This is a genomic window from Collinsella sp. LCP19S3_F2 (genome assembly GCF_052121015.1).
In the GTDB taxonomy this organism is placed as follows: Bacteria; Actinomycetota; Coriobacteriia; order Coriobacteriales; family Coriobacteriaceae; genus Collinsella.
Genome location: NZ_JBQKFA010000025.1, coordinates 1 through 1,282, shown reverse-complemented (window position 1 = coordinate 1,282; position 1,282 = coordinate 1). Strand labels below are relative to the sequence as shown.

Annotated in this window: 1 protein-coding gene; it reads left to right on the top strand. The window is 69.0% G+C overall.

Annotation, left to right across the window (positions count from 1 at the left end; translation table 11 throughout):
- Nucleotides 1-1,256 (top strand): IS3 family transposase (locus ACTQX9_RS09475; protein ID WP_441541374.1); only part of this gene is annotated, 1,256 nt, incomplete at its 5' end.
- Nucleotides 1,257-1,282 lie beyond the last annotated feature (26 nt).

Sequence of the window (1,282 nt, the reverse complement as noted above, 5' to 3'; positions counted from 1 at the left end):
CGGGACTGCGGACAAAAAGTTGGACCGTTGAGGTCCGGAACGGAGTCCGCATGGCATACAGTAGGAGAATGGTGGAGAGGGCCAGGGCGCTTCGCGGCGCCGGGCTCACCGTCATGGAGATAACCGAGATACTCGGCGGGCCCGGCAAGACGTCCGTCTGGCGCTGGATCAGGGACGTGCGCAAGCCCGCGGGAAGGGCCGGTGGAGGAATGGACCTGCCGCGACTCGTCGGGGACGGCCCCGACTACCCCGACATCGACCCGGAGGACAAGGACGCCCTGATCGAGCGGCTCAGGCTCGAGAACGCGGTGCTGAGGGCGGTGCAGGACGTTTTAAAAGCCGAGAGCCTCGACGGGATGTCGAACAGGGAGAAGACCCTGGTGATAGACCGCCTGAGGCCGTGCGGGAAGTGGTCCTTGAGAGAACTCACGAGTTCCTTGGGGATATCAAAGAGCTCCTATGAGTACCAGCGCCGCGCGATCGCGAGGCCCGACCGGCGCGCGCCCCTGCGCGCGCTCGTGCGCAGGATCTTCACCGAGGACGGCGAGGGGGCGCGGGGGTACCGCTTCGTGACGGCGCGCCTGCGCGAGCTCGACGAGCCCGTGCGCGCCTCGGAGAAGGTCGTCCTCCGCATCATGCGCGAGGAGGGCCTGGTCCCCAGGTGGATGAGGAGGAAGAGGAGGCCCTACAGCTCCTATGCGGGCGAGCCGACGCCGGCCCCGCCGAACCTCGTGCGCCGCGACTTCCGCTCGGCCCTGCCGAACTTCCTGTGGCTCACCGACATCACCGAGTTCAGGCTGCCCTCCGGCAGGAAGGTCTACCTGTCGGCCATCAGGGACTGCTTCGACTCCTCGGTCGTGGCGTGGAGGGCCGGCGAGAGACCGGACGCCGCGCTCGCCAACTCGACGCTCGAGGACGCCTGCGCGCTGCTCGCGCCCGGCGAGCGCCCCGTCATCCACTCCGACCGCGGCGGCCACTACCGCTGGCCCGGCTGGATCTCGATCTGCGAGGGGCACGGCCTCGCCAGGAGCATGTCCGCCAAGGGCTGCAGCCCGGACAACGCGGCGATGGAGGGCTTCTTCGGCCTGCTCAAGAGGGAGTTCTGGCACGGCAGGGACTGGTCGGGCTGGACCCCTGCCCGCTTCATCGAGGAGCTCGGGGGCTGGATCGGCCGATACAATACGGAGAGGCGCAGCAATGCGCTCGGCGGCCGCACGCCGGCCGAGTTCCGCGCCGCGCTGGGAAGGGCCGCGTAACGGTCCAAGAAATCGTCCGCAGTCCC